The following is a 23,120-nucleotide window of genomic DNA, read 5'->3' on the forward strand; positions in this document are numbered from 1 at the left end:
GGCAAACCGGAGCACACAGCCATGACGATGACCGAAATTCCCACGGGCACGACCCGTCCGCCCGGCCCCGCCGCCAGCGGCATCCGCCGCGTTGTCGAGGACGCGATCGCCGCAGAGCGCCTGGTCGGCGCGGTCGTGCTGGTGGCCCGCGACGGCGTGCTGGTCCACCGCCAGGCGGCCGGCCTCGCCGATCGCGAAACCGCGCGGCCGATGACGCCGGAGACGGTCTTCCGGCTGGCCTCGGCAAGCAAGCCCGTCGTCTCGGCCGCGGCGATGGCGCTGGTGGCGCAGGGGCGGCTGGATCTCGATGCGGATATCGCGGCCTGGCTGCCGGAGCTCGGCTTCCGGCTGGCGGATGGCCGTCCGGCGCGGATCACGCCGCGGCATCTGCTCAGCCACATGGCGGGGCTGGGCTACCGCTTCCTCGAGGCCGATGCCGGCGGTCCGCTGGCCCGGGCCGGCGTGTCGGACGGGATGGATGCCTCCGGCATCGGCCTGGGCGAGAACCTCCGGCGCCTCGCGAGCGTGCCGCTGAGCTACGAGCCGGGCACGTCCTGGGGCTATTCGCTGGCCACGGACGTGCTGGGCGGGCTGATCGCGCGGGTCGCGGGCGCGCCGCTGGGGGCGGCGGTGGAGCGGCTGGTCACCTGCCCGCTGGGCATGGCCGATACCGGCTTCGTCGCGCGGGACCCGCGGCGGGTGGCGACCGCCTATGTCAGCGATGCGCCGCGGCCGCACCGGCTGGCCGAGGGCGAAACCGTCTCCGCCTTCGACGGGGCGGTGGGGATCGAGTTCAGCCCCGCGCGCATCTTCGACCCGGCGGCCTATCCCTCGGGCGGTGCCGGCATGGCGGGGACGGCCGGCGACCTGCTGCGCCTGCTGGAGACGCTGCGCCAGGGCGGCGCGCCGCTCCTGCCCGGCGCCCTGGCGGCCGAGATGGGGCGCGACCAGACCGGCGGGCTGGAGCTGCCCGACGCGCCGGGCACGGGCTTCGGGCTGGGCTTCTCGGTGCTGCGCGATCCCGGCCTGGCCGCCTCGCCGGAATCGGCGGGCACCTGGCGCTGGGGCGGCGCCTACGGGCATTCCTGGTTCGTGGACCCGGCCCGCGGCCTCAGCGTCGTGGCGCTGACCAACACGCTCTACGAAGGCATGTCCGGGCGTTTCGTCACCGATCTGCGCGACGCGGTCTATGCGGCAGAGGCCCTGCGGTGAGCGCCGCGGGACCGGGCGGGCGCCTGCCGATGGGCGCACTGCTGGCGCTGGCCGCGGCCGCCTTCGTCACCATCCTGACGGAGGCCCTGCCGGCCGGGCTGCTTGCCGGGATGGCGCAGGGGCTCGGCGTCACCGAATCCTGGATCGGCCAGACGGTGACGGTCTACGCCGCGGGCGCGCTGGCGGCGGCGCTGCCGCTGACGGCCGCCTCGCAGGGGCTGCGGCGGCGTCCCCTGCTGCTTGCGGCACTGGCGGGCTTCGCGCTTGCGAATGCCGTCACCGCGCTGTCGGCGAGCTTCGCGCTGACCATGGCGGCGCGCTTCCTGGCGGGCATGTCGGCGGGGCTGGTCTGGGCGCTGCTTGCGGGCTACGCCGCGCGGATGGTGCCGGAGGCGCAGAGGGGCCGCGCGATTGCGGTCGCCATGGCCGGAACGCCGCTGGCGCTGTCGCTCGGCGTGCCGGCGGGTACCTTTCTCGGCACGCTCGCAGGGTGGCGCCTGTGCTTCGGGGCGATGAGCCTCCTGGCGCTGGCGATCATGCTGTGGGTGCGTCTCGGCCTGCCGGATTTCGCCGGGCAGGCAGCGGAGCGGAGGCCGCCGCTGCGGCAGGTCTTCGTCCGGCCCGGCCTGCGTCCCGTGCTGGCCGCGGTGCTGGGCTACGTGCTGGCGCATAACATCCTCTACACCTATGTCGCGCCGGTCCTGGCGGAGGCGGGCCTGGCCCGGCGGACGGATGCCGTGCTGCTGCTTTTCGGCCTGGCCTCGCTGGCGGGCATCTGGATCGTAGGCCTGCTGATCGACCGCCATCTGCGCGCGCTCACCCTGGCCAGCATCGCGCTCTTCGGCCTTGCGGCGCTGATCCTCGGGCTCTGGCACGGGGCCGCCCCGGCGGTCGTCCCGGCCGTTGCCATCTGGGGGCTCGCCTTCGGCGGCGCGGCGACGCTCTTCCAGACGGCGCTGTCGCGGGTGGCAGGCGAGGCGGCCGATCTCGCGCAGTCGATGCTGGTCACCGCCTGGAACGCGGCGATTGCCGGCGGCGGGATCCTGGGCGGGCTGCTGCTCGACCGGGCGGGCCCGGCGGCCTTCGCCCCGGCCATCCTGCTGCTCCTCGGGGCAGCGCTGGCGGCGGTGTCGATGGCGGGGCGGTCCGGCTTTCCCCGCTCCGCGGCGCCCTGCCCCGGCGCCGGCCGCGGCCTGGACGGCGCCGGATCCTAGGCGCGCCGTCCGCCCGTCCCGCAGCGCTCCGACCCCTGCCCGGGCGCTGCGGGCGGGATCAGCGCAGCCCGCGGCGCTTGGCGATCTCGACGAAGTCCAGCACGGCGCGCGCGCGATTGCTGCGCTTCCAGGCCAGGACAGTGCGGCTGCGGAAGCCGGGCGCCACGATGGGGCGGGTCTCGACATTGCGGCCGAGGAAGCCGATCAGCCCTTCGGGATAGATCGTCACGCCAAGCCCGGCGGCCACCAGCCCGATCAGCGCCAGCGTGTTCGACGCCTCGAGCCGCGGCGTCAGGTCCAGGCCGATCCGGTTGAACAGATCCTCCAGCCGGTAGCGGTACTCCCCCCATTCCGTCATGTCGCCGAGGATCATCGGCTCCTGCGCAAGGTCGTGCGGCTCGAGCTGGGGCTTGCGCAGCAGCCGGTGGCCCTTGGGCAGCACCGCGTAGAGCAGCTCGCTGGCCAGCAGCTCGGTCTCGCATTCGCTGTTCTCGTAGGGGCCGATCATGAAGCCGACATCGATCTCGTCATTGGCCAGGGCCAGCTTCTGCCCCTGGGTGCGGATGTAGCGCAGCTCGAGCCGGATATCGGGGTGATCCCGTTCGAAGCGCGCCACCGCCTGGGGCATCAGCTCGGTCGAGGCGAAGGACATGTAGGCGACCCGCACCCGCCCGGTGCGGCCCTCGGCGACGCTGCGCGCATCGCTGACCCCCTGGGCGCAGTCATGCAGCACGTCGCTGGCCCGGCGGTAGAAGAGCTGGCCGGCCGGGGTCAGCATCACCTCGCGGGTGGTGCGCTCCAGCAGGCGGTAGCCGAGCGTCGCCTCGAGCTTCTGGATGCGGCGGCTGAGCGCCGACTGGTCGAGCGCCAGCCGCTCGGCGCTGCGGCGGAAGTTCAGCTCCTGCGCCACGGTGACGAAGGAATGCAGCAGCGACAGTTCGGGCAGGTCACGCATCGGGCGGCTCGCGTCAGGGGTCCGGAATTGATGTTGCTTGTGCATTAGTATTTGCGAAATGGTCAATTCATATCAGCGCGCGGGCGTGGAATTCATGTGTCCTGTCAGGCAGGGCCTGTCCGAGATGATCGGATCCCGTGTCAAGACATCCGTATTTACAGCCATATTCACGAATCCGGAGGATCCATGGCCACCCTCGACAACACCGAGCTCGACGCGATGCTGCAGGCTGCGTTCGACGCATCAACCAAGCTCTACCAGGAGCGCGGATTCCAGCGCCGCGTCGGCTTCGGCAAGCGTCCGGCGCTGGTGAGCGTCGATCTCGCCAATGCCTGGACCCGCCCCGGCAACCCCTTCACCTGCGACCAGGAGAAGATGGACAACGAGATCATCCCGGCGATGCAGGCGCTGCTGAAGGCGTTCCGCGCCGCGAAGCTGCCGGTCGTGCATGTCACCACCGCCTACGAGATCACCGACCGCGCCGCCGATTTCACCGATATGGGCCTCTGGCACGACAAAATCCCGGTCGACGTGGTGGATCTGGCCGACAGGGAGCTCTGGGCCATCGACAGCCGTATCGCCCCGGTGCCCGGCGAGTACACGCTGCTGAAGAAGCGCGCGTCGTCCTTCCACGGCACCGAGCTGGCCGGGATCCTGCGGGCGAACAATGTCGACACCATCCTGGTGACCGGCGTCACCGCCTGCGCCTGCGTGCGCCAGACCATCTGCGACGGCATTGCCGACGGCTTCCGCCCGATCGCCGTGCGCGAGGCGATCGGCGACCGGGTGCCCGGCGCCAAGGCGTGGAACCTCTTCGACATCGACGCCAAGTTCGGCGACGTCAAATCGGTCGGCGAATGCGTCTCCTACATCGAGGGGCTGGGCCGGGTGCCCGCCGCCGCAGAGTAGCGCCACCGAAGGGCGCCACCGGAAGAAGCGGCGCCCTTCCTCCTTCAACAGGGACTGCATCAATGAACTTCATCTCTCCGGCCCGGACCGGGCTAATCGCGGCGCTCTGCGCCGGGGCGGCGGCTGCGGCCGCGCAGGATCTGCCGCCGCGCGACTTCAAGGTCGTCGGCACCTGGGGCAACCTCTCCTCCTGGCAGAATGTCGAGGCGCCCTTCTGGAACGACAGGATCGGCGCGGCGAGTGGCGGCGCGCTGAGCGGCGACGCCATCCCGATCACCGAGGCCGGGCTGAAAGGCGGCGAGGTCATGCGGCTGCTCGATCTCGGCGTCTTCGAGATCGCCCACGGGCTCGGCTCCTATGTCGCCTCCGAGAACCCGGCCATCGAGGGGGCGGACCTCTCGAGCATCGCCGCGGATTTCGCCACCATGCATGCCATCGCCGATGCCTACGAGCCGGTCATGGACAGGCTTTTCCGCGAGACCTACGGCGCGACCATCGTGGCGCTGCATCCCTGGCCGGCCTCGATGATCTACTGCCGCGAAGAGGTGGCCTCGATCGCCGACCTGAAGGGCCGCAAGGTGCGGGTGCATTCCGCCACGCTCGGCGATTTCGTCGAAGGCGCAGGCGGCGTGACGGTGACCCTGCCCTTCGCCGAGGTCGTCCCGGCGCTGGAAAAGGGCGTGGCCGACTGCGCGATCACCGATCCGGTCTCGGCCTACAAGGCCAGCTGGCACGAGGTGATCGGCCATGTCTTCGCCCTGCCGGTGGGCTATTCGATCACCTTCACCGCGGTCAATGCCGCGCTCTGGGACGGGCTCGACGCCGCCACGCGCGAGGTCATGCAGACCGCCTTCGACGACATGGAGGCCGATGGCTGGCGCATCGCCGAAGAGCAGCAGGACATGGGCGTCGCCTGCCTGACGGGAACCGGCCCGGCCTGCACGCTGGGCGGCACCCCGGGCAGCGCCGAGCTGCACCTGCCGCAGCAGAGCGACACCGCCGCGCGCCAGAGGATCCTCGACGAGTTCGTGCTCCGACGCTGGGCCGCGCGATGCGGGGCCGACTGCGCCGCCACCTGGAACGCCACCGCCGGCGCGGCCGCCGGGCTGACGGCGCCCGGCTCCGAAGGCTGAGGCAAACCCGCGGGCCGCGCCCTGCGGCCCGCCTTCCGGCAACCGATGAAAGGAACGCGCATGTACCGGATGCTTTTCTCCGGCCTGCTGCGCCTGTCGCAAGTCGCGGTCTGGATCGGCGGCGCGATGATGCTGCTGGCCGCGCTGATGGTCTCGGCCGACGTGCTCTCGCGCAAGCTCTTCGGGGTCACGATGGGCGGCTCGGACGAGATCTCGGGCTATCTCTTCGCCATCTCCACTGCCTTCGCCTTCCCCTATGCCCTGCTGTGCCGGGCCAATGTGCGGATCGACGTGGCCTATGCCCGCCTGCCTGCCCGGCTGCGGGGGCTGGCGGACATCTTCGCCCTCGCGCTGCTCGGGGCCTTCGCCGCCGTCGTCACCTGGCGGATCCTCGCGACGGTGCGGATCACCTGGGAGAACGGAGCGCATTCGATCACGCCGCTGCGGGTGCCGCTGATCCTGCCTCAGGGGCTGTGGCTGGCCGGATGGGGCCTGTTCTGCGCGGCGCTGGCCGTGGTCCTCTACGGGCTCGCCGCCGCCTGGGCGCGCGGCGAGGATGACGAGGTGCAGGCGCTCGGCGGCGCGCTGTCCCTCGAAGAGGAGATCGGCGCAGAGATCCCCGGCACCGATGCCGGCGGTCCCGGCCCGGCACGGGAGGCGCGGCCATGCTGACGACTGCCGCCGGGCTGCTCTTCGGGCTGATCGCCGCAAGCGTGCCGATCGCCGCCGTCATCGGCTGCCTCGCGCTGGCGCTGGGGCTGATCTACTCGCCCATGCCGCTGCACCTGGCCGCCGGGGACATCTTCTGGAGCAACAGCACCGATTTCGTGCTGATCGCGGTGCCGCTCTTCATCCTGATGGGCGAGATCCTGCTGCGCGCGGGCATCGCCGGGCGCATGTACGCGGCGCTGTCGCACTGGATGTCCTGGCTGCCGGGCGGGCTGATGCATTCCAATATCGGCGCCTGCACGCTCTTTGCCGCCACCTCCGGATCCTCGATCGCCACGGCGGCGACGGTCGGCACGGTCGCGCTGCCGCAGATCGCGCGCAACGGCTACAACCCGCGGCTCTTCATGGGCACGCTGGCGGCGGGCGGCACGCTGGGCATCCTCATCCCGCCCTCGATCAACATGATCGTCTATGCGCTGCTGACCGACACCTCGGTGCCGAAGCTCTATCTCGCGGGCTTCCTGCCCGGGCTGATGCTGGCGGGGCTCTTCATGGCGACGATCGCCGGGGCCTGCATCCTGCGCCCCGGCTGGGACGGCCGCCGCCAGCGCAGCAGCTGGGCCGAGCGCCTCCGCAGCCTGCCCGACCTGCTGCCGCCCCTGGGGATCTTCCTCGTGGTCGTCGGCTCGATCTATGCCGGGGTGGCGACGCCGACCGAGGCGGCCTCGCTCGGGGTGGCCGCGGCGCTTGCGCTCGCTGCCTGCACGCGGAGCCTGACGCCCGGCATGCTGCGGCTCGCGATCGAGGCCACCATGCGGACGACGGCGATGGTCATGCTGATCGTTCTGGCGGCGATGTTCCTCAATTTCGTGCTGGCGGTGGTCGGGCTGACCGACCTGCTCAGCGCCTTCATCGGCGGGCTCGGCCTCGGCCCGATGCAGACGATGATCGCCATCGTGATCGCGGTGATGCTGCTCGGCTGCGTGATGGAGGCGCTGTCGCTGCTGCTGATCGCGACGCCCCTGCTGGCGCCGATCGTGGCGGGGCTCGGCTTCGATCTGGTATGGTTCGGCATCCTGATGATGCTGATGCTTGAGACCGCGCTGATCACGCCGCCGATCGGGGTCAATCTCTACGTCATCCAGGGGGTCCGCAAGGGCGGGTCGGTCAATGACGTGATCCTCGGGGCGCTGCCGTTTCTCGCGGCGCTTCTGGCGATGATCGCGCTGCTGCTGGCGGTGCCGCAGATCGCGCTCTGGCTGCCGGGCACCGCCGGCTGACGCAGGCAACAAGGACAACAGGAAAGGCAAGGAACCATGGCAAGGATAGGCGTGGATGTCGGCGGGACGAATACCGATCTCGTGCTGGAGACGGCGGCGGGGGTGTTCTACCACAAGGTGCCGACGACACTGAAGAACCAGTCGATCGGCGTGGTCGAGGGCGTGCAGCGGATCTGCGAGATGGCCGGCATCCCGGCCTCCGAGGTCGAGACCATCGTCCACGGCACCACGACCGCGACGAACATCACGATCGAGAATAACGGCTCGGATTGCGGGATGATCACCTCGGAGGGCTTCCGCGACATCCTGCATATCGGCCGCCACAAGCGGCCGCACAACTTCTCGCTGCATTTCGACGTGCCGTGGCAGTCCCGGCCGCTGGTCAAGCGGCGCAACCGCATCGCCGTGGCCGAGCGCATCGTGCCGCCCACGGGCGAGATCGCGACCCCGCTCGACGAGCAGGCGGTGCGCGCCGCCTGCGCGCTCTTCCGCAGGCGCGGCATCGACTCGGTGGTGATCGGCTTCATGTTCGCCTTCCTCAACGACGCGCACGAACGCCGCGCCCGCGAGATCGTCCAGGAGGAAATGCCCGGCGCCTATGTCACCCTCGCCTCCGAGGTGGCCAATGTGATGCGCGAATACGAACGCTTCTCCACCGCGGCGATGAACTCCTATGTCGGGCCGAAGACCGCCTTCTACCTGCGCGATCTCGAGGCCCGGCTGCGCGAGGCCGGGGTGCAGTCGCGGCTGCGCATCATCCAGTCGAATGGCGGGGTATCGACCGTCGGGGCCTGCGCCCGGCGGCCGGTGCGCATCCTGATGTCGGGCCCGGCCGGCGGGGTGATCGGCGGCGCCTCCGAGGGCGAGATGGCCGGGACCGGCAATATCATCACCGTCGATATCGGCGGCACCTCCGCGGATATCAGCACCATCCCCGGCCACCAGATCAAGATGATGAACCCGCGCGACACCTTCGTGTCCGGCCATCCGGTGCTGACGCCGATGATCGACCTCGTGACCATCGGCGCGGGCGGCGGCTCGGTCGCCCATATCGACGCGGCGGGCGGGTTCCATGTCGGGCCGCGCTCCGCCGGGTCGGAGCCGGGGCCGGCCTGCTACGGGCGCGGCGGGACCGAGCCGACGGTGACCGACGCGCAGATCGTGCTGGGGCGGCTCGATCCGGACATGGCGCTTGGCGGCGATCTCGCGCTCGACGCGGGCCTCGCGCGCAGGGCGGTCGAGGAGAAGATCGCCCGGCCGCTCGGCCTGACCGTCACGGAGGCGGCGCTGGGGATCATCCGGATCATCAATTCCAGCATGGCGCTGGCGATCCGGTCGAACTCGGTGGCGCGCGGGATCGACCCGCGGCAGTTCTCGATCATGCCCTTCGGCGGGGCGGGTCCGCTGCATGGCGTGGCGCTGGCCGAGGCGGTTTCCGCCCGCGATGTGCTGGTGCCGGTGGCGCCGGGGATCACCGCCGCGGTGGGGCTGCTGAAGACCGATCTGCAATACGAGCATACCGAGGCCGTCATCATCGAGCTGGCGGGGGCCGGCCCGGCGGCGCTGGCGCGGATCAACGGCGCGGCCGGGGCGCTGCGCGAGAAGGTCGCGCGGGAGCTCGACGGCGACGGCATCCCGCGCGAGGCGCAGCGCATCGAGATCCTGGCCGAATGCCGCTACCACGGCCAGGGCTTCGAGCTGCGCGCCGCCATGCCCGACGGGCCGGTGACGGCCGCCAATGTGGCCGCCATCGCCGAGAGCTTCCACGACCGGCACCACCAGGATTACGGCTACAGCTACCGCGACGCGCCGGTCGAGCTGATCACCCTGCGCGCCATCGGCACCGCGGCGGCGCGGAGGATCGCGATCCCGGCCATCCCGGCCACCGACGGATCCAGCCCCGACCGGGCGCTGCTCTTCGTGCGCCCGACGACCTTCGACGACGGGCGGACCCTGGAAACGCCGCGCTACGACCGGGCGAAGCTCCTTGCCGGCGACGTGGTGCCCGGCCCGGCGATCCTGGTGCAGCATGACGCAACGACACTCGTCCCGCCGGGCTACCTCGCCGAGACGCTCGCCCACGGCAACACCCGCATCCGGCGCGCCGGGCAGGACCAGTAACGGAGACCGCAAGATGAATGCCATTACCGACACCGCCCCGGAGGTCGATCCGGTCACGCTCCAGGTGATCCGGGGCTCTTTCGAGACGATCGCCGAGGAGATGGGCCATGTGCTCTACCGCATGTCCTTCTCCTCGATCATCCGCGAAAGCCAGGATCTGGGCGCCGGGCTGTTCGACGCGCAGTTCAACACGCTGTGCGAAAGCGAATCCACGCCGATGCATATCGGCTCGATCCCCGGCTACCTGCGCGGCATCGCCGAGACGCTGGAGGACGGCGAGTGGTACGAGGGCGATGTCGTCGTCCACAACCACCCCTATCACGGCGCCTCGCACACCCCCGACCTGGCCATCGTCGTGCCGGTCTTCCACGAGGGGCGGCTGGTGGGCTTCGCGGGCAACACGGCGCACCATGTCGATATCGGCGCGGCCACCCCGGGGCTGATCATCGACGTGCCCGATGTCTATGCCGAGGGCATGCTGCTGGCGGGGGTGAAGCTTTACCGCAAGGGCCGGCCGAACACCGCCATGTGGACCTTCATCCGCCGCAACAGCCGCGCGGGGGCCCAGCTGGTCAGCGATCTCGAGGCGCAGGTGGCCTCGGCCCGGCTGGGCGCGAAGCGCTTCGCGGAGCTGATCGGGACCTATGGCGAAGACGTGGTCTTCGGCGCCGCCCGCCAGCTCATGGACTATTCCGAGCGCATGACCCGGCAGCGCATCGCGGAGATCCCCGATGGCGAATACGCCGCCGAGGGCTGGCTGGACGATGACGGGCGCAACCGCGGCAGGCAGCTGAAGGTCAAGGTGACGGTGCGCGTCGCGGGCGACGAGGTCGAGGTCGATCTCGCCGGCTCTGCCGAGCAGACCCCCACCGCCTATAACGTGCCCTTCGAGGGCTCGACCAAGGTCGCCGCCTATGCCGCCTTCCGCAAGCTGCTGCTCGATGCGGCGACCTCGGAGGCGCGGGTGCCGTCGAACGAGGGCTCGTTCCGCCCGATCAGGGTCTCGGCGCCGCTGGGCTCGATCTTCAACCCGCGCAGCCCCGCCTCGGCCGAGGCGCGCTTCACCCAGTGCAACCGGATGATCGACCTGATCATCCGCGCGCTGGCGCCGGTGCTGCCGGAAACCGTGATCGCGGGCAGCTCCGCCTCGATCAGCTTCGCGGCCTATTCCGGGCTGCGGCCCTCGGGCGCGTACTGGGTGTTCCTGGAGGTCAACGAGGGCGCCTATGGCGGGCGGCCGCGCTCGGACGGGCCGGACAGCATCGACAACCTGATGGCCAATACCCGCAACAACCCGCTCGAGGATCTGGCGATGCACATCCCGATGATCTGCGACCGCTACGAGCTGCGCGACGACATGCCCCCGGGCGCGGGACGGTACCGCGGCGGCATCGGCGTGGTGAAATCGCAGCGCGTACTGACGGATGCCTTCATCACCCATGAGAGCGAACGCCATACCGAGGCGCCCTGGGGCATCTTCGGCGGCCATGAGGGCGCGGTCGGCAAGTGCCTGGTCTACAATGCCGCCCGTCCGGAGGAGGTGACGGAAATGCCGTCGAAATTCTCCGGTCTCGAGGTGAAGGCGGGCGACGTGATGGCCTATTACAGCCCCAATGGCGGCGGCTACGGCGATCCGCTCGAGCGGCCCGAGATGACGGTGCTCGAGGATGTGCTGGACGGGTTCTGCACCGTCGGGCATGCCCGCGCGGCCTATGGCGTGGTGGTGGACCTCGACACGGAAACCGTGGACATGGGCGCCACCAATGCGCTGCGCGACCGGATGCGGGACGCGCGCTGACCCCGCCGGGGGCGGAGCCTGCTCCGCCCCTTTGCCCCAACTTGAACCGACAGGGACGTCCGACATGACGGCGACAGACCAGACCGCCAGCGCCAGCAGGGAAACCGGCGCGCTGATCGAGGAATCCATCCTGCCCACGCTCAACGGCCAGCGGCCGATCGGCTGGCTGGGCTATGCCTGGATCTGGGTGGGCATCGCGGTGATCATCGCGACCTATTCGCTGGGGGCCTCGGGCATCGCCGGCGGCGTGCCGCTGGCCACGGTGGCCGCGGTGATCGCGCTGGCCAATCTCGCCATCGGGCTCGTCATGGTGGCGACCGCCGATATCGGCACCGAGCACGGCCTGTCCTTCGCCGTCTACCTGCGCGCGCCCTTCGGCGTGCACGGCACCCATGTCCCGGCCGTGTCCCGCGGGATCGTGGCGGCAGCGTGGTTCGGCATCCAGACCTATCTGGGCGCGCTGGCGCTGAACGGCATCGGCGAATACTTCCTGGGCTTCGAGAACTGGGTGGTCTGGTACGTGGTCTTCGGCCTGCTGCAGATCGCCAACACCGCGATGGGCATCAAGTCGGTGGAACGGCTCGCCGCCCTTGCCGCCCCGGCGATCATCGCCATCTCGGTCTGGATGTACCTCACGCTGGAGGACGTGGCGGCGACGCAGGGGATCAATATCTGGACCTACAAGGCGCCGGGCGAGATGTCTCTGATGGTGCTCTTCATCGCCAATATGAGCTTCTGGTCGACCATGGCGGTGGACATCCCCAACCTGACCCGCTTCGTGAAGACGCCCTCGGGCGCCAAGGGGTTCTTCCGGCGCAACCGCAATGTCTTCCTGGCGCAGCTGGTGGCGCTGCCCGCGACGCAGGCGCTGATCGCCGGGCTCGGGGCGGTGTCCTTCATCGCCACCGGCAACTGGAACCCGGTCGAGGTGATCCAGGGCGAGGGCCAGGGCCTGTCGCTGGTGCTGCTGCTGGCGCTGGTCGTGCTGGCGCAGTGGTCGACCAACAATTCGGCCAACCTCATACCCTCGGCGCTGACCTTCGTCAATCTCGCGCCGCGGGTGATCACCTACCGCAGGGCGGTGGCGCTGGCCGGGGTGGCGGGCACGCTGTGCTTCCCCTGGCGGATCCTCGACAACCTCTTCGTTTTCCTGGGCTATTACGGCGCCTTCCTGTCGGCGCTCGGCGGCATCATGGTGGCCGATTACTACCTGCTGCGGCGCCGCCGCCTGAACGTGCCGGCGCTTTTCGATCCGGCGGGCCAGTACCGCTATTCGGGCGGCGTCAACTGGGCCGGGATCGGCGCCTGGGCCCTCGGCGGCGGTGTCGCCGCCTGGCAGTCGCAATACGCCTTCCTCATCGGCTTCCCGGCGGGGCTGGTGCTCTATCTGGCGCTGATGAAGCTCGCGGTCCTCAAGGCGCATCCCCAGGCCGAGATCGACAGCGGCTATTCGGACGCCTACCTCGCCACCTCCGCAGGGGTCAGCTGGGCCTATTCCGGCGAGGGCCGCTTTGCCCGGCTGACGCCCGAGCAGGCCCATGGCGAGGCCATCCGCCGCGAGGATCTCTAGCCGGCGGGTCGGGCCAGCGGCCCGTGCATCCCGCGGCCAGGGGCAACCGAGGCACCGGGTCCGCGCGGCAGCAGCGTGGCCGCCATGCGGTCCCGTCCGGGAGATCCCGGGACCGCGCCCAGCGGGGCGGCTCCCCTGCCCGCGGCCTCTGGACGGGGCCGGCCGGTCCGACCTCCGGCGGTGCCGCAAGGGCGCGGCGGCGGGGCGCATACCCGCCTGCTCTTCCGCGGCTCCCGAACCGGTTCCGCCTCGCGGCCCAAGGGCGGTGTCCTCTGCCGTCCCCGGCAGGGACGGGCTCCGCCGATGGCCGGACTGCCCCGTTTCCGAAATGCATCACATTTCCGGAATACAACCAAAGGAGTATTTACGCAGGGTCAGGAGTGTAGTCTATTCCGGGCTGGAAGCCGGGTGCCGCTCTCCCAGAAGGCTCCCAATTCGGCTTCTACAGGGCCGTGCCGCCACGAATTGAGCGTGGCGGCACATTTCACGCAGACCCGCGCGGCCAGGCCCGGCGCCGCTTCCGCAAGACGGGCAGGACCCTTTGCAGGGCGGCCTAACGGACCGGACCTTTCGCCGGGATCCCTTACGACATCAGCGGTTCCGACGTCACCCGTTTCGGCATCTGCCCTCCGCGCGCCGAACCTCCGCCCGGACAAGAGGCAGAGCCTGCCGCCCCCATCGGCGATCCCGGCGCTCTCGCCAGAGCCCGGGACCGGCAGCGGAGGGCGGGACGGCTGATGCGTCCCCGGAGATCCCGCGCCGCGCCAGGGACCGGGTGCCGGAGGGGGCGACGCCCCTCGCGGATGATCGCGCCAGCCGGGACCAGCAGAGAGCTGGCCGACTGCTGCGGTCCCGGAGGCGCTCCACGGAGCCGGGGACCGGGTGCCGGACGCCCCTCGCACATGATCGCACGGCGCCGCGGACTGGCAGCAGAGCGCTGGCCTGCTGGTACGCTCCCGGAGCTCCCGCGCTGCGCTAGGAACCGGGGGCCGGACGCCCCTCGCACATGATCGCGCCGCGCCGGGACAGGCAGAGGGCTGGCCTGCTGGTGCGGTCCCGGAGATACCCGGGGAGCCGGGGATCGAGGGTCTCGGGCAGGATGACCATTGCGGAAGAGCGCGCCGTGCTGCCTGCCAGTCGCGGCCCTGCAGAATGGCCCGCATCCTGGACAGTTGCCCCGGCCATGGCGGCGTGCCCCCCGGCTTCGACTGGGATGAGGAACACGTGAGCAGCGCAAGCGCGGGAAAAGAAGCGCGCAGGGCCGCCTGCGCGCCCTAGACCGGGCCGGGCGCTGCCTTCCGGCGCTCGATCTCCGGCGGCCGGTGCGCCATGACCTCGGGCACGGGACCGGTGAAAAGCTCCGCCTCCACGAGGCAGGTCATCGCCGCCGGGCCCTGGGCGATCTCCGAGGTCGGCAGGTCCGAGGTCAGCACATTGGGATTCCCATGGCGGCAGAGCGCGGGGTCTCCGTCCAGATCGGGGTCGTGCCAGGCGCCGGTCGGCAGGCTGATCACCCCCCGCCGGATGTCGCGGCTCAGCCGGGCGACGCTCAGGCAGGCGCCGCGGTGGTTGAAGACCCGCACCATGTCGCCCTCGGATATCCCCCGCTCTGCGGCGTCCCCGGGGTTGAGGCGGCAGGGCTCCCGGCCGCGGCGCTTGCCCGCCAGGCTGGTCGCGCCGTGATCGAGCTGGCTGTGCAGCCGTCCCTCCGGCTGGTGCGAGATCAGGTGGAGCGGCAGGGCCGCCGACAGCGCGCTGCCAAGCCATTCCCGCGGTGCCCGCCAGACCGGATGGCCGGGCAGATCCCCTGCCCCGAACGCGGCGACGGCGGCGCTGAAGATCTCGATTCTGCCCGACGGGGTCGGCAGCGGCGCGCCCGCCGGATCGGCCCGGAACGCGGCCAGCATCGTCTGCGGCCGCTCAGGCGGCGGCAGGTCGAGATGCCCCTTGGCGCAAAACGCCGCGAAATCCGGCCAGTCCGCCCCGCCGGGCACCGCCTCGCGGGACGCCTCGTAGAGCCGCCGGAGCCAGCCCGCCTCGTCCAGCCCTTCGGTGAAGCGCTCGGCGAAGCCGGTGCCGTTGCCGTCCCCGGGCCGCAGCCGGGCGGCCAGCCCCGCGAAGATGTCGTGGTCGTTGCGCGTCTGCCCATGGGGCGCCGCGACCTGCGAGGAGAACATGACCCGGCTTTCGTTGAAGGTGCCGACGATGTCGCTGCGCTCGGCCGGGAGCGTCGAGGGCAGGACGATGTCGGCATGCCGCGCCATCGGCGTCCAGAAGGGCTCGTGCACGATCACCGTTCCGGCGCGCTGCCAGGCCCGCCGCAGCCGGTTGAGATCCTGGTGGTGGTGGAAGACATTGCCGCCGGCCCAGTAGATCAGCCGGACCTCCGGATAGTGCCGCGTCTGCCCGTCATAGCGGTAGGCGGCGCCGGGCGAGAGCAGCATGTCCGAGATCCGGGCCACCGGGATGAAGCTGCCGCAGGGATCCCCGCCCATCGGCAGGGCCGCCAGCGGCAGCGGCGAGAAGGCGTTGCCGACGCCGTTGACCGCGCCGAGCCCCAGCGCGAAGCCTTCGCCCGGCCGCCCGATCCCGCCGAGCATCGCCGCCAGCACCACGAGCATCCAGTAGATCTGCTCGCCATTCTGCTGCCGGGTGAGCGACCAGCTGGCATTCAGGATCGCGGGCCCCTGCGCCAGGCGCCGGGCCAGATCGGCAATCGCGGCGGCCGGCAGGCCGGTGATCTCCGCGGCCCAGGCGGCGTCCTTGGGCTGGCCGTCGGCCGCACCCTCCAGATAGGGCAGGAACTCCGCGAAGCCGGTGCAGTGGCTCTCCAGGAAGGCGCGGTCATGGTGCCCCTCGCGCAGCAGCTCATGCGCCAGCCCCAGCATCAGCGCGACATCCGTCCCGGGCCGGACCGGCAGCCAGTCTGCCCCGAGTTCCGGATCGGCATCCGAGCGGATCGGCGAGACATTGACGAAGCGCGCCCCGGCGCGGCGCGCGCGCATCATCGCCGCGTGCTGGACATGGCGGCCGACGCCGCCGGCATTGACCTGCCCGTTGCGCCGCGCCAGCCCGCCGAAGGCGACGACCAGCGACCCGGCCTCTGCCACTGCCTCCCAGGACGTGTGCTCCGCCAGCAGCGGCATGAACGGCCCGACCACATGCGGCAGGATCACCTCGGCGGAGGAGCAGCTATAGGTGTTCACCGAAACCGTGCTGCCGCCGAACATGTTCATGAAGCGGCGCAGCTGGCTCTTGGCATGGTGGAAGCGCCCGGCCGAGGCCCAGCCGTAGGAGCCCGAATAGATCGCCGCATTGCCATGCTCGCTGCGCACCCGCTCCAGCTCCGCCGCGGCAAGGTCGAGCGCCTCGTCCCAGCCTGTCTCGACGAAGCTGTCCGCGCCGCGCCGCGCGGTGTCGCTGCGATGCCCCTGCTCGAGGAAGCCCCTGCGGATCATCGGACCGCGGATGCGGCAGGGACCGGACAGCGTGCCGGCGATGCTCTGCCCGATCGGCGAGGGCTCGGGATCGTCCTCCATGCCGCGCAGGGAGACGAGCCTGCCCCCCTCCCGTTCGGCGCGGTAGGCGCCCCAGTGCATCGCGACGAGCGGGTCCTGCTCCGGCATTCCGGCCGGGGCCTCTGCGGGTCTTCCCATGGGGCTGTCCTCCGCTGCCTGACAAGGTAACGTAACGTCAGTCATCATCCGCACCCTAGCACGGAACCGCCGCAGAGTCGCCGTCTGGCTGGCTGCGCCGGAGCTGCCATCCGGCAAGCGTCTTCCGGTCCTCCGGGACGGCCCGCTCTGCGCGCCCCCCGGTAGCGGCGCGGAACAGCCTTGCGCGAGAGCTTCGTCGTCGCCCGCCGTGCCTCGCAGCTTGCGGCCTTTCCGCTTCGGCCGTGAAGGGGCTTGCGGCCTCCGGAGGCCCCTGCTGCCCCTATCGGTGCGAGGTGCGAGGTGCGAGGTGTGCCTGCCCGGAATGCCCTTCGGGCGGTCCCTGCCGGTGCGCATCCGCTTCCGCGGAGCCGCCTGCCGGAGGAGCTGCCGGTAAGGCGCGGGGCGAGGTGCCTCAGGCATCGTCACCGCGGCCGCGGCTCTGTCACTAGCAGGCATGGCCGCCGCTTCGATCCGCATGGAGCGCCGGACCGTGATGCCGCCCGCTCGGAGAAGGGTGCGCCCGAAGCGGCGTGAAATAGCGCAGCGTCCCGTCACCGCCTCCCTTGCCTGCATGGGCCAGACTTTGGGCGGCCGGGGCCGCGCCGTCCTCCTGCAGGCGGGCTCGACCGAGGAACGGGAGATGCTCCGGGCCTCTGGACGGCCGTTCTAGCGGCCGGCCGCCGCTTTGCGGAAGGGGCGGGTCCGGGCTTGGCGGGCGTTCAGGCACGGACGCCGCCGGGCAGTTCCGGACGCGCGGCATGCGGCGACCTTCTGCCGGGCACGGTCCCGCGGGCGGCGGTTCGGAGGACCACGGCGCTGAGCGGCAGGCAAGCGGCAATGGCCGGGACATCGGGGCCGGGGGCGCAGAGCGGGCGCGTCCTGCCATGGCGCGCGCGCGAAGAACCGGAGGCGGGACAGCGCGATGATGCAGTCGGGCTCGCAAAGCACCGCCGCGCTGAGAAGCGGATCGAAATGCAGCGCGGTCCGCGCGATCCAGACGGCGAGCCCGGGCCGCATCTCCTCGGCCGGGCCCTCGGGGCCGTCGATCGAGCGGAGGTCGTGCCCGGCCTTCTGCAGCAGCCCGGGCGCGGGATGGTCGAGGAGATCGCCGCCGCAAAAGAGTGCCTTGATCCCGTCGGCATTGCCGAAGCGCCCCGCATCAGACAGCCGTCGCTGACGATCCCGGCGCCGGGCCCGTGGCTGACGGCGCGAGGGGCGAGATCGCGGCAGCGGCGGCGGGGCCCGAATATTGCTCCGCAGGGCGCCGAAGCGTTCGCGTCATTCGCGGTTCGGCAGGGAGGCTCCACGACGCACGACACCGCGGAGGCCAGAACCAATCTGGCACAGAGCACTTGCGGCTGCGCCTGCGGCGAGCCCGAGCGCCGGTCCTGCGCCAGGCAACCGGTGATGGGGAGGCCGATGCCGAGCCCGCCGGCAGCTGCCAGCGTCCGGCCCCTGGTGGCGATCCGCTTCATCACTCCGGGCGCCGGGTCGCCCGCGATGCCAAGGGGGCGGGTCCGGTGGCGGCCGGCGGCTTCGCGGCCGACCAGCCTGGCCCGGCCGGTGCCGAGCGCTGCACTGAAGTGCGGCTCGAGCGCGATGCGCGGTCGCCGCACCAGTGACGTGAAACGGATCATGCCTTCAGCCGCCTGTGCGCCGATTGCCGCGCCAGCACCATGCTTGCGGTCGCTCCGGCGCGGACGATTGCCGGATCGCGGCGAGGGACCGCCTGTCGCTGCGGCCGGGCTGGCGGCGGAACCATGGCGGCAGCGCATGCGGAGCCGCGGGAAAGCTGCGGGCGGCAATCGGCGGCTCGTCCCGGGACCCGCGACGCAGATCGCGAAAGCCGGCGGCGCGCGATGGCGGGGCTCAGGGATCCGCCGCCACGCGGAACCCGGCATGGCCCGTGGTGCTGTCGGGATCGTTGCGGGTGCGCGAATGCACGTGGTAGCGGTCGCAATAGCTGGCATGGCACAGATGCGAGCCGCCGCGCTGGACCCGCGCGGTGCCTGTCGCCGCGCCTGCCGGGTCGCGCGCGGGCAGCGGGCTGGCATCGGGCAGCGGTCCGAACCGGTCCTCGACCCATTCCCAGACATTGCCGGTCATGTTGTAGAGCCCGTAGCCATTCGGCGCGAAGGCCCCGGCGGGCACCGTGCCGCGCCAGTCCGCTCCGGCCGCGGGCGCATCGGGAAACCGGCCCTCGAACGTGTTCATCGCCGCCGCCCCGCCGGGACGGAACGTGGCGCCCCAGGGGAATTTCTGCCGCGCCAGCCCGCCCCTGGCGGCGCGTTCCCACTCTGCCTCGGTCGGCAGGCGCAGCCCGGCCCAGCGGCAATAGGCCTGCGCATCCTGCCAGGCCAGATGCACCGCGGGATGGTCGCCGCGCCCTGCGGTGCTGCTGCCGGGGCCTTCGGGCGCGTGCCAGCAGGCCCCCTCGACGCGGCGCCACCAGGGCAGGCCCAGCGGGCTCTGCGGATGCGCGGCAGGCTGGCGGAGCGCCAGGTGGAAGACGAAGCTCCAGCCCTCGGTCTCGGCGACGGAGGCATAGCCGGTGGCCGCGGCGAAGCGGGCATAGCCGTCATTGGTCACGGCCATGGGCGCGATCCGGAAGGCGCTGACGCGGACCTTGCGCCGCGGGCTGTCGAGATCGGCCGGATAGGTGGAGCGCCGCGCGCCCATCTCGAAGATCCCGCCCGGCACGGGGCGAAGCGCGGCGAGGAGCCCGGCCCGGATGTCCGCGGGCGCGGGCGCCACCGCGAGCGCCCGCGCCATGTGGCGGTCGGCCGCCGCCGCCTCGCCCGTGCCCGCGGGGCCGCAGCAGGCGCTCACGCCCGCTCCGCCGGATCGAGCCGGTCGCGCATCCAGTCGCCGAGCATCGAGATCGACAGCGTCGTCAGCACGATCACCGCCGAGGGCGCCAGCAGCACCCAGGGCGCGTTCTGCAGGTAGGCGCGGCCATAGCCCACCATGTTGCCGAGGCTCGTGTTGGGCGGCTGGATGCCGAGCCCGAGGAAGCTGAGGCCGGAGGCGGCGAGGATCACCTCCGGGAAGGCCAGCGTCGCCGAGACGACGAGCGTCGCCGCCATGTTGGGCAGCATGTGCCGCAGATAGAGCCGCCCCGGCCCCGCGCCGAGCTGCTCCACCGCCTGCATGTAGCCCTGCCGCGAGGCGGCGAGCGCCAGGCCCCGGACCACGCGGGCGTGCCGCTCCCAGCCGTAGAAGGCCAGCAGGAAGACCAAGAGCAGCCAGGAATTGCCGAAGAAGGCCAGCGCCGAGAGCGCCAGGATGATGAATGGGAGCGCCGCCTGCACGTCGATCAGGATCAGCACGAGCTGCTCCACCGGGCCGCGGAAATGCGCCGCCGCCAGCCCCATCAGCCCGCCGAAGAGCACGCCCAGCACCGTGGCGGAGACCGCCAGCGTCAGGCTGACCCGGATCGAGACGATCAGCCGGGCCAGCACGTCGCGGCCGAGCTGGTCGGTGCCCAGCACGTGGTCCCAGCTGCCGCCCATGAAGACCGGCGGCTGCAGCCGCGCCATAAGGTCCATCCCGGTGATCGTGTAGGGCTTCAGCCAGTGGGCGAAGATCGCCACCAGCACCATCGCGGCCATCCATCCCGCCGAGAGCGCCACGGTCAGGGGCAGCTTCGGCAGGCGCCTTGCGCGCACCTGCGGCGCGGCGGCCAGTGCAACATCGGCGGTCATCGTCCGCCCTCCCGCATCCTGGGGTCGAGCCAGCCATAGAGCAGGTCGACGATCATGTTCGACATCACCATCGTGGCGGCCACCAGGACCAGCACGCATTGCACCACCGCCACGTCGCGCGAGCTGACCGAGGTGACGATGAGCTGGCCGAGCCCCGGCCAGGAGAAGACGCTCTCGGTCACGACCGCCCCGGCCAGCAGGCCGCCGACCATGAAGCCGATCATCGTCACGACCGGGATCGCGGCATTGGGCATGGCGTGGCGGATCACCACCTCGCGCCAGATCAGCCCCTTGGCGCTGCCGGTGCGGATATAGGGCTGGTCCAGCACCTCGATCATCGCCGAGCGGGTGAAGCGCGCGAGGATCGCCGCCCAGCCGGTCGCCAGCGTCAGCACCGGCAGGAGCGTGCCCTTCCAGCTGTCATTGCCGCCCGAGGGCAGCCATTGCAGGGTCACCGCGAAAACCAGCACCAGCACCAGCCCGAGGACGAAGCCCGGCACGGCGAAGCCCGAGACCGCGCCGAGCATCATCAGCCGGTCGAGCGGCCGGCCGCGGTTGAGCGCCGCGACCGTGCCCGCGCCGACCCCGGCCATGATGCCGAGCACCAGCGCCGGGACCATGATCTGCAGCGTCACCGCCACCCGGTCCAGCACCTTCTCCAGCGCGTCCTGGCCGTCGAGCATCGACTTGCCGAAATTGCCGTGGACGAGGTCGCGCATGTAGCTGCCGAACTGCACCCAGAGCGGCCGGTCGAGCCCCCAGGCTTCGTGGAAGGCGGCGATCGCCTCGGGCGGCGCATCGGGGCCGAGCACGACGATCGCCGGGTCGGAGGTGGTGCGCAGCGCGACGAAGGCGGCGGCGACGACGATCAGGATGGTCAGGAGCGCGCGCAGCACGCGGCGCAGCAGGAAGGCGGTCATGCGGGAACCTCCGCTCTGGGCGCGGTGACGGGACAGGCGGCCTCGCGCCCGCCGGGCAGCCGGATCAGTCCGGGCCGGGTGCTGCGGCAGCTGTCCTCGGCCGTGGCGCAGCGCGGGTGGAAAGGACAGCCCGGCGGCCGCGCGGCGGGATCGGGCGGCTCGCCCGAGAGCCGCGGCCGCGGGCCGGTGCGGAACGGATCGGGGATCGAGGCGACGAGGATGCGGGTATAGGGATGCACCGGGCCGGAGAAGATCTGCTCGGGCGTGCCGCGCTCCACCACCCGGCCGAGATACATCACCGCCACCTCGTCGGCGATCGCGCCGACCAGCTTCAGGTCGTGGCTGATGAAGAGCATGGCGAGGCCCAGGTCGCGCTGGAGCCGAAGCAGGATATTGACCACCTGCGCCTGGATCGAGACATCGAGCGCCGAGACCGGCTCGTCGCAGACCAGGAGGTCGGGCCCGGCCGCCAGCGCGCGGGCCAGCACGGCGCGCTGCCGCTGCCCGCCCGACAGCTGCAGCGGATGTGCCTCGCCCTGGTCCGGGCGCAGGCCGACCGCCGCCAGCAGCTCGGCGACGCGGGCGGCGCGGCTCTCGCGCGTCCCCTGCCCCTGGATCACCAGCGGCTCGGCGATCTGCGCGGCGATGGTCATGCGCTTGTCGAGCGCGCCCAGCGGATCCTGGAAGACCATCTGCATCCGCGCCCGCAGCGCGCGCCAGTCCGGCGTGCCGGGCGCGGGCATCGGGCGGCCGTCGAAGCGGACCTCGCCGCGGTCGGGCGGCTCCAGCCCGAGGGCGACGCGGCCGGTGGTGGACTTGCCGCAGCCCGACTCGCCGACGATGCCGAGGATCCGGCCGCGCTCCACCGAGAGGCTGACGCCGTCGAGCGCCCTCACCCGCCGGGGCGGTTTCAGCAGGCCGCCGGGCGAGACATAGTCGCGGCCGACGTCGCGGAGCTCAAGCAGGGGCATGGCGGGTCTCCTCGCGCAGGGCCGCGGCGCCGGTGCCCCCGGAGAGCAGGCAGGCGGAGAGATGGCCGGGATCGCCCACCGGCACCAGCGGCGGCTCGGCCGCGGCGCAATCCGCGCGGGCATGCAGGCAGCGCGGCGCGAAGGCGCAGCCCGGCGGCATGTTCCAGGGCTCGGGCACCTGGCCGGGGATCGGCACCAGCGCCCGCGCGCCGAAGCGCGGCGCCGCGCCGATCAGTCCCTGGGTATAGGGATGGGCGGGGGCACGCAGGAGCTGCGCCACCGGCGCGGTCTCGACGATGCGCCCGGCATAGCAGACGGCGATCCGGTCGCAGAGCTCGCCCACCACCGACAGGTCATGGCTGATCAGCACCAGCGCCATGCCCAGATCGCGCCGCAGGTCGTCGAGCAGCGTCAGGATCTGCGCCTGGATGGTCACGTCGAGCGCGGTGGTCGGCTCGTCCGCGACCAGCAGGTCGGGATGGCCCGCCAGCGCCATGGCGATGGCGACGCGCTGGTTCTGCCCGCCGGAAAGCTCGTGCGGATAGAGCTCGGTGCGCCGCGCGGCATCGGGGATGCCGACCTGGTCGAAGAGCCGCCGTGTCTCGGCCCGCGCCGCCCTTCCGGCCAGGCCGCGATGCAGCTTCAGGACCTCGGCGACCTGGCTGCCCACCCGCTTGACCGGGTTGAGCGCGCTCATCGGGTCCTGGAAGATCATCGCGATCCGGCCGCCGCGCAGCCGCGCCAGACGGTCGGGCGCCATTGCCGCCAGATCCTGCCCGTCGAAGGTCGCCCGGCCCGATATGCGGGCGCTGCCGCCCAGCAGCCCCAGCGCGGCGAGCCAGGTCACCGACTTGCCCGAGCCGCTCTCGCCGACGATCCCCAGCGCCTCGCCGCGGCCGACCGCGAGGTCGATGCCGCGCACCGCCGGGCCGCGCGGGAAGCCGACGCGGAACCCGTCGAAGGCAAGGAGGGGCGCCGCCGCCCCTCCCCCGTGATCCGCTGCCATGG

General features: G+C 71.8%; 17 protein-coding genes. 9 read left to right on the forward strand and 8 right to left on the reverse strand.

Translation table 11 applies throughout. The annotated features are described in order from the left end of the window. Positions 1–21 precede the first annotated feature (21 nt). Positions 22–1,212, forward strand: coding sequence for a serine hydrolase (locus tag FGX59_RS21250; protein ID WP_138469135.1), 1,191 nt, complete (start codon positions 22–24; stop codon positions 1,210–1,212). Then, entirely contained in the window at positions 1,209–2,426 is a 1,218-nt protein-coding gene (locus tag FGX59_RS21255; protein ID WP_240722622.1) for an MFS transporter, read from the forward strand. The genes FGX59_RS21250 and FGX59_RS21255 overlap by 4 nt, the downstream gene beginning before the upstream one ends. A 58-nt stretch (positions 2,427–2,484) precedes the next feature. On the opposite strand, the gene FGX59_RS21260 is transcribed toward FGX59_RS21255, so the two are convergent. Then, positions 2,485–3,381, reverse strand: a complete 897-nt coding sequence (locus FGX59_RS21260) for a LysR family transcriptional regulator (protein ID WP_138469136.1) — start codon at positions 3,379–3,381, stop codon at positions 2,485–2,487. 186 nt (positions 3,382–3,567) lie between these two features. On the opposite strand from FGX59_RS21260, the gene FGX59_RS21265 reads away from it, so the two are divergent. From FGX59_RS21265 to FGX59_RS21295, 7 genes are all read left to right on the forward strand, one after another. Next, positions 3,568–4,290: an isochorismatase family protein gene (locus tag FGX59_RS21265; protein ID WP_138469137.1), complete on the forward strand. Its 723-nt coding sequence runs from the start codon at positions 3,568–3,570 to the stop codon at positions 4,288–4,290. Between the two features lie 62 nt (positions 4,291–4,352). Next, a complete protein-coding gene (locus FGX59_RS21270; protein WP_138469138.1) occupies positions 4,353–5,423 on the forward strand; it encodes a TRAP transporter substrate-binding protein in 1,071 nt (356 codons plus the stop codon). Between the two features lie 60 nt (positions 5,424–5,483). After that, positions 5,484–6,095, forward strand: coding sequence for a TRAP transporter small permease subunit (locus tag FGX59_RS21275; protein ID WP_240722623.1), 612 nt, complete (start codon positions 5,484–5,486; stop codon positions 6,093–6,095). After that, positions 6,089–7,372, forward strand: a complete 1,284-nt coding sequence (locus FGX59_RS21280; protein ID WP_138469140.1) for a TRAP transporter large permease — start codon at positions 6,089–6,091, stop codon at positions 7,370–7,372. Before FGX59_RS21275 ends, FGX59_RS21280 begins: the two co-directional genes overlap by 7 nt. A 36-nt stretch (positions 7,373–7,408) precedes the next feature. Next, positions 7,409–9,493, forward strand: coding sequence for a hydantoinase/oxoprolinase family protein (locus FGX59_RS21285; protein ID WP_138469141.1), 2,085 nt, complete (start codon positions 7,409–7,411; stop codon positions 9,491–9,493). A 13-nt stretch (positions 9,494–9,506) separates the two neighbouring features. Next, positions 9,507–11,291: a hydantoinase B/oxoprolinase family protein gene (locus FGX59_RS21290; RefSeq protein ID WP_138469142.1), complete on the forward strand. Its 1,785-nt coding sequence runs from the start codon at positions 9,507–9,509 to the stop codon at positions 11,289–11,291. Positions 11,292–11,355: 64 nt separating this feature from the next. Then, positions 11,356–12,861 carry an NCS1 family transporter gene (locus tag FGX59_RS21295; RefSeq protein ID WP_138469143.1) on the forward strand — a complete coding sequence of 502 codons (1,506 nt, stop codon included), beginning with the start codon at positions 11,356–11,358 and terminating at the stop codon, positions 12,859–12,861. 1,274 nt (positions 12,862–14,135) lie between these two features. Here FGX59_RS21295 and FGX59_RS21300 read toward each other — a convergent pair. The 7 genes from FGX59_RS21300 to FGX59_RS21330 all read right to left on the reverse strand — a co-directional run bounded on the left by FGX59_RS21300 (position 14,136) and on the right by FGX59_RS21330 (position 23,118). Continuing rightward, positions 14,136–16,517 (reverse strand): molybdopterin-dependent oxidoreductase, encoded by a 2,382-nt coding sequence (locus FGX59_RS21300; protein WP_138469144.1) that lies wholly within the window; start codon positions 16,515–16,517, stop codon positions 14,136–14,138. Between the two features lie 719 nt (positions 16,518–17,236). Next, positions 17,237–18,487: an ROK family protein gene (locus FGX59_RS39735; protein WP_138469145.1), complete on the reverse strand. Its 1,251-nt coding sequence runs from the start codon at positions 18,485–18,487 to the stop codon at positions 17,237–17,239. Beyond that, on the reverse strand, positions 18,387–19,346 hold the full coding sequence (locus tag FGX59_RS21310; RefSeq protein ID WP_240722625.1) for a formylglycine-generating enzyme family protein: 960 nt from the start codon (positions 19,344–19,346) through the stop codon (positions 18,387–18,389). The genes FGX59_RS39735 and FGX59_RS21310 overlap by 101 nt, the downstream gene beginning before the upstream one ends. Next, the gene (locus tag FGX59_RS21315) at positions 19,343–20,221 is read right to left on the reverse strand and encodes an ABC transporter permease (protein WP_138469146.1); all 879 of its coding nucleotides are present in this window, start codon (positions 20,219–20,221) and stop codon (positions 19,343–19,345) included. The genes FGX59_RS21310 and FGX59_RS21315 overlap by 4 nt, the downstream gene beginning before the upstream one ends. After that, positions 20,218–21,141: an ABC transporter permease gene (locus tag FGX59_RS21320; RefSeq protein WP_138469147.1), complete on the reverse strand. Its 924-nt coding sequence runs from the start codon at positions 21,139–21,141 to the stop codon at positions 20,218–20,220. The genes FGX59_RS21315 and FGX59_RS21320 overlap by 4 nt, the downstream gene beginning before the upstream one ends. After that, positions 21,138–22,112, reverse strand: coding sequence for an oligopeptide/dipeptide ABC transporter ATP-binding protein (locus tag FGX59_RS21325; RefSeq protein WP_138469148.1), 975 nt, complete (start codon positions 22,110–22,112; stop codon positions 21,138–21,140). The genes FGX59_RS21320 and FGX59_RS21325 overlap by 4 nt, the downstream gene beginning before the upstream one ends. Then, a complete protein-coding gene (locus FGX59_RS21330; protein ID WP_138469149.1) occupies positions 22,099–23,118 on the reverse strand; it encodes an ABC transporter ATP-binding protein in 1,020 nt (339 codons plus the stop codon). The genes FGX59_RS21325 and FGX59_RS21330 overlap by 14 nt, the downstream gene beginning before the upstream one ends. Positions 23,119–23,120: the final 2 nt, after the last annotated feature.

The sequence above is a fragment of the Poseidonocella sp. HB161398 genome (assembly GCF_005870025.1).
In the GTDB taxonomy this organism is placed as follows: Bacteria; Pseudomonadota; Alphaproteobacteria; order Rhodobacterales; family Rhodobacteraceae; genus Mangrovicoccus.